This is a genomic window from Priestia sp. D51 (assembly GCF_053345675.1).
On record NZ_JBLTIR010000025.1, the window covers coordinates 1 to 10,033 of the forward strand.

Annotated in this window: 8 protein-coding genes and 1 pseudogene; 3 read left to right on the top strand and 6 right to left on the bottom strand. The window is 34.3% G+C overall.

Annotated elements, in window-relative coordinates; genetic code table 11:
- Positions 1-1,296: 1,296 nt before the first annotated feature.
- On the bottom strand, positions 1,297-1,575 hold the full coding sequence (locus tag ACNHOZ_RS28580; protein WP_421545770.1) for a hypothetical protein: 279 nt from the start codon (positions 1,573-1,575) through the stop codon (positions 1,297-1,299).
- Positions 1,576-2,081: 506 nt separating this feature from the next.
- Here ACNHOZ_RS28580 and ACNHOZ_RS28585 point away from each other — a divergent pair.
- Positions 2,082-2,237, top strand: a complete 156-nt coding sequence (locus tag ACNHOZ_RS28585; protein ID WP_080968617.1) for a YvrJ family protein — start codon at positions 2,082-2,084, stop codon at positions 2,235-2,237.
- Between the two features lie 32 nt (positions 2,238-2,269).
- Here the strand turns inward: ACNHOZ_RS28585 and ACNHOZ_RS28590 are convergent, their stop codons facing one another.
- The 4 genes from ACNHOZ_RS28590 to ACNHOZ_RS28605 all read right to left on the bottom strand — a co-directional run bounded on the left by ACNHOZ_RS28590 (position 2,270) and on the right by ACNHOZ_RS28605 (position 4,989).
- Positions 2,270-2,863, bottom strand: coding sequence for a DUF3967 domain-containing protein (locus ACNHOZ_RS28590; RefSeq protein WP_447697445.1), 594 nt, complete (start codon positions 2,861-2,863; stop codon positions 2,270-2,272).
- 498 nt (positions 2,864-3,361) lie between these two features.
- The gene (locus ACNHOZ_RS28595; protein ID WP_447697446.1) at positions 3,362-4,054 is read right to left on the bottom strand and encodes a Rep protein; all 693 of its coding nucleotides are present in this window, start codon (positions 4,052-4,054) and stop codon (positions 3,362-3,364) included.
- A 190-nt stretch (positions 4,055-4,244) separates the two neighbouring features.
- The gene (locus ACNHOZ_RS28600) at positions 4,245-4,658 is read right to left on the bottom strand and encodes a hypothetical protein (protein WP_447697447.1); all 414 of its coding nucleotides are present in this window, start codon (positions 4,656-4,658) and stop codon (positions 4,245-4,247) included.
- Positions 4,659-4,677: 19 nt separating this feature from the next.
- Positions 4,678-4,989, bottom strand: a complete 312-nt coding sequence (locus tag ACNHOZ_RS28605; RefSeq protein WP_447697448.1) for a hypothetical protein — start codon at positions 4,987-4,989, stop codon at positions 4,678-4,680.
- Between the two features lie 376 nt (positions 4,990-5,365).
- Between ACNHOZ_RS28605 and mobQ the strand changes: the two genes are divergently transcribed.
- Together mobQ and ACNHOZ_RS28615 are read left to right on the top strand one after the other, a co-directional pair.
- Complete coding sequence (gene mobQ, locus ACNHOZ_RS28610; protein ID WP_447697449.1) at positions 5,366-7,354, top strand: MobQ family relaxase; 1,989 nt, start codon at positions 5,366-5,368, stop codon at positions 7,352-7,354.
- A 186-nt stretch (positions 7,355-7,540) separates the two neighbouring features.
- Positions 7,541-7,705: pseudogene (locus tag ACNHOZ_RS28615) on the top strand (gamma-type small acid-soluble spore protein); the annotation flags it as partial.
- Positions 7,706-9,210: 1,505 nt separating this feature from the next.
- Here the strand turns inward: ACNHOZ_RS28615 and yjcZ are convergent.
- Positions 9,211-9,372 carry a sporulation protein YjcZ gene (gene yjcZ / locus ACNHOZ_RS28620; protein WP_063247683.1) on the bottom strand — a complete coding sequence of 54 codons (162 nt, stop codon included), beginning with the start codon at positions 9,370-9,372 and terminating at the stop codon, positions 9,211-9,213.
- Positions 9,373-10,033: the final 661 nt, after the last annotated feature.

Genomic DNA, 10,033 nt, shown 5'->3' on the forward strand with positions numbered 1-10,033 from the left:
TCTACGACGTCTACATCCACAACCAAAGAAATTCCAACAACACATATTTGTTTCACCTCGTTTGATTGCCTAAAGGCTTATTTAGTCAACTTAAGTTGACTCTACTTTTATTAAAGAATACCACCTAGTAGACCGATAATTGTGGAAAGTAATGATCCTAAATCTAACATATCATTATCCCTCCTTTATGCATGAAAATAGCGCAAATAAGACTATTTGCATAGAATCATCATATGCTTGTCCCCTTATAAAGGTTCATTATTGTTCGAAAATCCACTTATGACTACTCCATTTACTAACGATAAATTGGAATAGCAAGTCTCTTGTAATTTAAACGTATAGAATACCGCAAGTAGATTAAACTAATTTAGAAGTCTTTTTAGACTCCGTTTAAAACCCGATTTGTTTATCAGTAGAAAAGCTATCTCTTCCCCAGATAGCTTTTTGCATTTATGCCATTTTTTAAAGGTGAATTCCATGTACATAAACCGCAAAATATTTAAGGCATTTTTAACATTCTTTATTGTTTCTTCTTTTCCGTTTGCTACTATTTTGTTTACCGATTATTTGACCAGGACAAATAAGAAAAGTAATTAATACTGATAGTGAATAGGTATAACTATTTTGAGCATACTATTGGTGACTCCAACAGGTGTCATTGGATAAACGTCGTGCAATATAAAAGCCACCTTTTCTCCTAGGTGGTTTTTCTTTGGATTTTAAACACCATATCTTAAGCTTGTTGAATTATATTTACCTATGATACAACCAACATTCAACAGCAAAACAGTGTATATACAATGTGTTTTGTTCATTTTCTTTGTGTTTTCATAACAATTAACTCATGAGTATTGAATATGACACCATATTTTGACCAAACTATATAAGATATTTCCTATCAATACCTCGCCCTAGATTGAAAAAAGCTTCTAGTTCTTAACTAGAAGCTTTTTTACGTTACCTAGATTATTGATGTCTAAGTAATAAATTAATTACATCTACTGTGCTAGCTTTTGAGCAGCTAGTGCTCGTACTAGCTGCTACTTCGCTATAAAACGAATAATGCAGGTCGACATGAGCAAACTATCCAAGATGCTTTGTACGCCCTGAAGTATCACTTTACGGCCAAAATTGTATAACATCCAAAACAGAAAAGCTGCCTCTTCCCCGATGGCAGTTTTTCTGTTTCATGAGTATATATCTTATGTGTGCGAAGTTAACATAAAACCATTTATCGGCACTTAAAAGAACAAGCAGCTTAAATTAAGCTGCTTGTTCTAATCTTTATAATCATCTTTAAAAACTTATCCAATATAGATTGGCCACGGCAATAAAGCCAAAAGATATAAAGCCCGCAACTTTTACAGGATGAGTAATTTTGTATTCAATAAAGGGGTTAACTCTTCTTATCACCTCTGCAAAGAGTAAAGTACCTATGGACGCTAAAACTATTCCAAACAATAAAGCATTATCTTTTAACTTAACGAAGTCAAAAATTAAATAAATAAGAAAGATCCAGAGGTAAGCTAAAAATACATTTAGAACAATCGATAATAGAAAATCTTTATTTTTCATAATTTACTCCCGTTACAATTTTTTCTACTTACTATAATTTTATCATAGTAAACACCCTTTATATTTCTAAAAAAAGAGTGAGAAATCAATGAATATCATATACAAAATAAGTTTACATAATACCTCTTTCCGGAACACATCAAAAAAGAGAACCCTTGGGAGGCAAAGGTTCTCAAAAGGGTCCTCTTTATCGATTATGCAGCTTTTTATACATCGTTGATTTGTTAGGCTTTTCATTAGGAGGACCAACATATTCGATGAATAAAAAGCGCACCTTTTATTCATATGTTAGACCATATCAAAAATAGTATTTATATTGGAAAATATGTTATAATACGGCTATCGTTCGTACTCCGATACGTATGAATGAACCCTTACATGGAGCAATCTCGCCTGCCAATGCAGAGATTGCTCTTTTTTATTTCATAAAGGACTTTTGTATTAAAAATGGATATATACCCTACGAACAAATACTTAGAAATCGCATATTATGATATATCTTCTAAATGAAGGAGGTATGTTATATAGATCTCGTTAGTTTCATAAAAGAACTGGGTTTTCCCATTGCTTTAACTTTCTATCTACTTGTTCGGATTGAAACTAAATTGGATAAGATTACAGAACTACTTCAAATTCTTATTGAAAAAAAGGACAAGCCATAAATAAAAAAGACAGCAGATTCTTGCTGTCTTTTTTATTTCCAAAATTCCCACCACTTTTTTTCTTGGGATGCTGCTACCATTTTTTTAGTATCCTGAACCTCACGAATTAAAAATAAAAGATTTTCATCTCTTTTATTTGAACTTGCTTCAACATTTGTTTTTAATTCTTCATTTTGATCCTGTAAAATCTTGTTTTGAGTTTTAATATCTTTAAGCTCTTTTTCCATTGAATTTAATCTATCAGATATTTCCTCAATATATTTTAATTTGTCCATGACAACAGAAAGTTGATTATTCTCTTCTTGTTCTTTGGGTTCATATTCTTGAGAAATTAGCTTGTTCTCCTTTAGAATAGCACCTGTTCTCTCTTCTTCAGGAAGTATTGATAACACTACATTTACGGCTGTTTCCATCGTCATACTTTTATCTTGAACTAAATCTTTCATCTTTTGGAGTAAAAGAATATCTTGATTTCTAAATGCTCTGGAATTATTAGATCCTCTAATGAATTTATAATCCTTATTTTCCAAAGCAATACAATATTTCGTGAGCGAACTACGAGCTATTCCTAATGATTTAGCTACTTCTCCACCTAAATAAACCACTTCATTTGCTTGTTCTGGCATGTATTCACCACCTATTCTCAATACATACAAATATTTATTATATAGGCTATTCTAACAGTGTTTTCGATTTAGAATACTATTCTCCTCTTTATTCTCCTATTATTCTAGAGGATTAGTTAAAATGGTTATATTGAAAAGTTAATCCATATTGATATTTATGAAGTTGTTCTCACCTAGAATAGGGATTGTTCTACCCTTTTAGTCATGGCCGTCTTAAGACGGCTTTTTAGCCTTTAGGCTTTTATTTTTTTAACGAAAAAAAATCCAAAAAGACCCTTGCAATTCTATGAGCGAATTGCTATTAAATAATAGTGATAATAGGGGCTAAAACAAAAAAGTGTTCCAAACCCTTGATATGACTGGTTTGAAGGCAGTTTTAGGGGTGTATCGTTTTCGATACAAAAACAAACTAAAATGTATCGTTTTCGATACACCTAATATTTAACAAAAAACAAAAAGCACTCTAAAATATAAAGTGCTTTTTAAAGAAAAATAGTATTAAAAGAATCTAGCTGGTAATTTTACCTTTTTACCATTTTGATCCTTAAGGTTTTTTAAAGAGTTTTGAAATAAACGCATCGTTAATCTATCTAATTGAACTTTGTTTTTACGTGGAGCACAAATCATAATATAAGGATTTACAATCCATGTTCTCGGACTAACAGTACGTCCGTTGTCGATTACTTGTCCTGCCCCTTCTGGATTAAGCAAAATCTCTTTTTCTTTTAAAGATTGCATTATTTTTGATGTATTTGCTCTTGTTTTACCAATCATTTCAGCAATATCAGAAACTGTTGCGGACTGAACAAGTTCATAATCATCTTCAAGATCTACAGTGCTCTTTTTATTCTTTTTAAACTTATCTTCTCTTCGAATAATTGCATTACTTTTAAACTCTAAATATGGTTGAATTCTAAATAAGAAATCCCCTTCAGCTTGTGTTAAATAATCAATTTGATTTAATAAATCTAAATTCCTATGCATAGTCTGATTAAATGGCTCCCCTGCAAATGGATCTTTACTAGTTCCAACAAAATGGTCTTCACCTGTAATTTCTTTTAATTGCTCTAATAATGATTTTTTTAGATCTTCTGCTTTTTGAAAGGAGTTTTGATCTTTTTCAAAGTCTCTTAATCTGGCTTTTTGCTCAGCTTCATTTAAAGAATTTTGTAAATCCCTTACTTTTTTCATTTTTATAATTCCCCCGGTTTTTGTGGAAGGAATTAACCAACTTATGTTATAATGCCTTTATAATAATATGTATAACAGAAGGTTAACCCCTTCCTTAATATTTGTTTAAGAAGAAGTCCTCCCAGTCGACCAAAACTTGAGGGCTTTTTCTTATGTCTAATTTTCTACCAAATCTTTCATGAATGCAAGCCTATTTCGACTCCATTCGATGTTTTAACGCTGTAAGCAGCTTATCATCCACTCGCTTAGGCTTGTACCCCATACGATCTATCAAAAGACCCTCTATGAGCTTCATACGAGCCGTATAAAGCCGATATTCGCTTTCTCCAAACTCTACGACACTTTTATCAATCTCAGCCCCTTCTGGCGCTTTCTGAACCGTTCTCATCAGATTGTAGCTTTTTGAACGCTCTTCTCGAACTAATCGAAGCAAGATTAACAAATCATATGTGTGAAAACTTTGAAGCTCCTGGAATGACAAAGCTGAATCTTGTAAACTCACATATTCTTTAAGTTGAGGACGCTTTACGTGTAAAGGTGCTCCACAAACAGAACATGCTTCCTCCATTCGATTATTTTCTGAATCACAATATAAACATTTCATCATAGGCTCCTACGGATCCTTATTCTTCAGAAACAGCTACTTCAGCTGCTGCTTTCGTTTTTTCTTTTACAACTACATCATGATGTAAAATCTTATCTTTGTTTTTACCTACATAAGATTGTAATGCCTTCGCAATTTTTTCTGCTTCTTCTTCACTTTGAATCTCAAAGTATTTCTCAAAGATCGCGCCGACTTGAATTAGTCGTCTTGTTCTTTCTTTTCTCTCTTTTTCCTTTTTACGCGCTTCAACCTGTTGTTTCCTCGCTTTCATCTTCTCAATTTTCTCTTCTAACTCCTGAAGAATTTCTTCATCTGTTCGCTTTTTCGTCACCCATCCTCAACTCCTTTTTCTGTTCTCTAATGTTTAAATCGATTATATCAAAAATTGAGATAAATTGGTATCCTTAGCATAGATTCTCTCACCAGGGTATGGTATAATTCCCTTAGATCGAAGAGATAAGGGCGCACTTATACATCGTACCGATGTGTGCGGTTCCTTCGGAACGAAAAGACAAAAACAAAGACCCATTCGCCTAGATGGCGAATTACATAAAATCTGTTTGCCTATCGGCAAAGATGAAAGCACCATCTGACACCTTTGGTGTTCATTATGATGCTTTCATCAAAAACGTTGATTAGCGCACTTTGTGCTCTCATCAACTTATTCCTAAAACATAAACCCATTCTCAAGAAAGGAGGAACGAATCATGGCTATTTACCATCTGTCGATGCAAATTATCAGCCGTTCAAAAGGACAATCAGCTGTCGCTGCAGCTGCTTATCGCAGTGGCGAAAAACTACATGATGAACGCACGGACGAGCAAAAGTTTTATACTCGTAACGTGCAACCAGAAACCATGATTCTGACTCCTACTAATGCGCCAGAATGGATGAAAGATCGTAACCGTTTATGGAATGAAGTTGAAAAAGTAGAGAAGCGCAAAGACTCACAACTAGCACGCGAATTAAACATCGCGTTGCCAATTGAACTGAATCGAGACCAACAAAAAGAGCTCATTCAGTCTTTTGCACAACATGAATTTGTTCAAAAAGGAATGGTGGCCGATATCGCCATCCATCGTGACGATGCAAATAATCCTCACGCTCACATCATGTTAACAATGAGAAACGTAGACCAAAATGGCTTTGGCAAGAAGAATCGTGATTGGAATGCTGACTTTGCGAATGCCAAAGAAAACAATCGTGGGTACGTTAAAAACAGCGAAGGCTGCTTATCTATTCGTGAACAATGGGCGAATTATGCCAACAAAGCGTTGGAGAAAGCCCAAAGCAACGAGCGCATCACGCACCTTTCTCATGAGAATCGTGGTCTTGAAGTCCTTCCAACCATCCATTTAGGCCATGTGGCTCATGATATGGAGAAGAAAGGGAAACAAAGTCAGCGCGGCCAAGTTAACCGGGAGCGCCAAGAATACAATCAAGTAGTTATCGACTTACAGACTTACCGTCGCCAAAAAGAAGCTCATCTACAAAAAATGAAAGAAAAAGAGAAGCAATTCAGCTTCTCTACAGATATTGAAAAAACACAGATTCAAAAGGCTGCATCTCTTTTAAATCAACAAGTCGTTTCCTTAGACGATATCTACAAACGCCATGGCGAATTACGTAAAATGAGTGATCGTCATGACCCGATTGAACGCCATTTTCATGTTCAACAGCAACAATTTCTGAACGTCAGCAACTATTATGACCATGTGAGCGATTTAGAGCGTGAGATTAAGCAGAATGAAGAAAAAGTAGATGAACTCAAGGGAGCACTCAATCCGTTTAAACTGAAAGAGAACAATATGTTAAAACGTCGTTACCTTGATAAAATCTCTGATTTAGAGAGCGATAAAGCAAACTATGAAAGCAACATTCAAGGGTATAAAGAATCTCTTCGTTTTTCAAATGAAGAAGAGTTCTACGAACGCTATAAAGAGTTCTCTCACCAAAAAGAAAATCGTCAGCATCAAATTAAGTATGAGAAAGAGCAAATTCAAGTGGAAACGAAGGTATTGTTACAAGCAGAAGAAGCCATTAAAATGGCTAAGATCCGTGAGGTAAGCTCACATTATCCTGATTTAAAAACAGCCGGAAAATACTTAAGCTATGATAATGCCTTAAAACTAGAGAAACATATCGACATGGCCAAAAAGACGCCAGTAACATTAGAAGTCATTGAAAAAGCAATTGGGAATCAGAAAGAAGAGTTATACAAACTAAAGAAAAATGTAAAAATCTTCGAAACAGAACGAGATTATCTAGATACGATGAAGAATCAAGTTGCGAGCTTTGAAAAAACAGAGAAAGAACTTGATCAACTAAGGAATAGTCCTGGTGAGACAGCTAAACGATTGGTTTCAAAAAAAGCACGTCTACACTATGAAGAATTACAGCACGAAGCCAATCACTACAAAGAGAACCTTAAGGAAAAAGGGTATAAAGGACCGGATGATTTAAACAAGCGACAAAGCGAAATTAGAGAGCTTGAGAAAGATGTCATCCCAGCTATAGAAAAGCAGATAAAAACCAAAGAGCAGGTCATAGGAACGATTTCAGGCATCTTTGATGCGATCCAACAAGCTACTCGTAGTGAAGAGCAAGCTCAGCAAAGGCAGCACCAACAGCATAGAAGATTTAGAAGTAGCTCTATAAATAAATCTAAAGACCAAGGTCATGATTTTTCTCGTTAACCAACTAATTGCCTTAAGGCAATTCAAACCAACTTAAAGTTGGTTATCTATAGCTTTTAAAGAAATTGCATTTCCTTGTAGTAATGTGCCCTATCTGTACTGGGATTCTCATGTTTTTCTTACCAAATACTTTTAAGGATACTGCCCTTCTACTTGGATATATTAATTCTTGTGGAGGTGATAGTAATGGAAAACAAATATTCTAACACGACAGCTTCTGGCACAGATGTTCAACACGTGAAGCGAAAAAATGCTCAAGCATCTTCTGGTAAATACGGTACAGAATTTGCTAGTGAGACTGACGTGCAGCACGTAAAACGTCAAAATGCTCAAGCTAACAAAAACAAAAATTAATGTTAAAAGGGTTCTTTCATATTCGTTGAAAGAACCCTTTGTTGTATCCAACTCCTTTTTACTCTGTATTAGACTATACTCTCCAAACTAAACTACATCAGATATGTAAATAAGGCATTTTTATGTTGTACAAACGATAAAAAAAGTATAAAGCTAGCTAAAATACTTTTACTTTAGCAGCATAAATAAGCTGCATACTAGCTTCTATTTTTGGGCAATATAATCGAGAAACATTGTAAAACTCCACTTTGTACCTAAACGTATAAATGGGAACCTCTCTCTTCTAAGAAGAGAGAGGTTCCCATTTTGTTTTTAGACTTACTTTTACGATGATAGCTATAACTTTTTATTTGAAAGTAAGTAACGAGCACTAAAATATAAGTAAAAAAAAGCTCAAAGTTTTTTGAGCTTTTTTAAAATGAAAACTTCTCATTAAACGATACTCTGACCAATAGGGACATGTCTAAGGAGCGTACTAATTTAATGAAATATTCGTGTCACACTACCATCATATGCGGGAAATATGGTGTATGTACATAATGTTTACAAGACTTTTGTACTAAATAATCATACATACTAATGGACAAGCATATTAATTAAAAAAAGGACTCAACATGCTCCCTTTTGTGAATTGAACTAGCAGACGACTCCCAAATGGACCGATTTGGGGGTTGTTTGCTTTTATATGAGTATGAAAATAGCTTGGCTAGACAAAACTAGCAAAGACGCTTTACAGCGTCTATTCGGTCATTCGCACTGTTACAAACTAAAGAATGGAAAGCAGAAAATACTACTTGAAAAAAATTAACTAAACAATTAGATGAAGTAGTGTTTTCTGTTCTTCAACTTACGTAAGAAAGATATACATACAATCAAAAAATGAGTGCTCAATAATAGCATGTGTAATCATATACATCACATAATTTCTTTAATACTTGAACATGATACTTGTGATGGCATAAGGTCTCTATACGTTATAACTTGAAGTATTTGGTTGGATACAAAAAAACTCTGGGTTGCGATTATCCCAAGAGTTTTTTTGTTTCAACGATTTAAAGAGATGTTTCTATTTTTGAATAGAAACATCTCGCAGAGAGCAAGCTACTTAAGATTGATTAAAGTTTCAAAATTACAATGTAAAGTATTGATGATAAGAGCTAAAAAAGCACCCTAGAGAGAAGGTGCTTTTTTAGTTGAAAGGAATAATCGAAAGATGAAATCATTTTTAAAATATCTGTTTTTCTTAATTGGTGGAGTTATTTGTATTAGTCTCCTAGTGTTTTCTATCTATACAGATCTTGCTCACTTGAATGGATACACTCCTGCTCCTCTTGAGAAGTGAGAAGCGTATAGACATGCACGTCAACATCATGAATTAATTTATTTTTGAATGTAAATACTTTTCTAGGAGCAAACCTTTGATGTTTTTATGTAAGAACAATATATCAAATGTAAAAGCTAGCATACTGCTAGCTCTTTAAAAGTAAAATGTTTATTAGTTATTAGCAGCCTCCAACAAATCCACCGAAACAAGAAGCGCCGATAATGATTAATAAAATAAACAATACAATAATTAAAGCGAAACCACCGCCAGTACCACAGCCGCCTCCGCCGTAACCATATCCGCCATAGCCGCAACCGCCACCATAACCTCCAAAGCCCATATTGTCACCCCCTATATGCTTACTACTCTTAAGATATGTATAAAAAATAAAATTGCTCCAAAATGTTGTCTCTATAGGAACAACCAGATCAATAATAAATGGCACATTAATTTTCAAAGAATTATAAACCTTTTAGATATGTTTACATAGAATAAATCAACCATAGTTTTTGCTCTATAAAAACAGTTACCTCCCTAACTGATACGTAATTATTAAAAGACCAAGAAGATTCCAACCGCCTGGAATCTTCTTGGTCTTTTGATATTGTATACGAGGATTCATATCGTCAGCTTACTTAGCATCATTAACGTTAAAAAAGGGCTTTTTCAACTAACTGAACAAGCCCTTTTATCTATAAAATTAATAGTTCGAATGACGTTTGCATTTACAATTTGAACGATAATGTTTATGACTGTCATAGCCATCTCTGCAGTTACTACCTTGACTATGGCCACCACCATAGTTATATCCATTATCATACTCATTGTTATAGTTACCACCGTAGTTGCCACGGCCGCAGCCACAACCACCGTAGTTATTATTGTAGTTGTCCCAACAGCTTCTACGACGTCTACATCCACAACCAAAGAAATTCCAACAACACATATTTGTTTCACCTCGTTTGATTGCCTAAAGGCTTATTTAGTCAACTTAAGTTGAC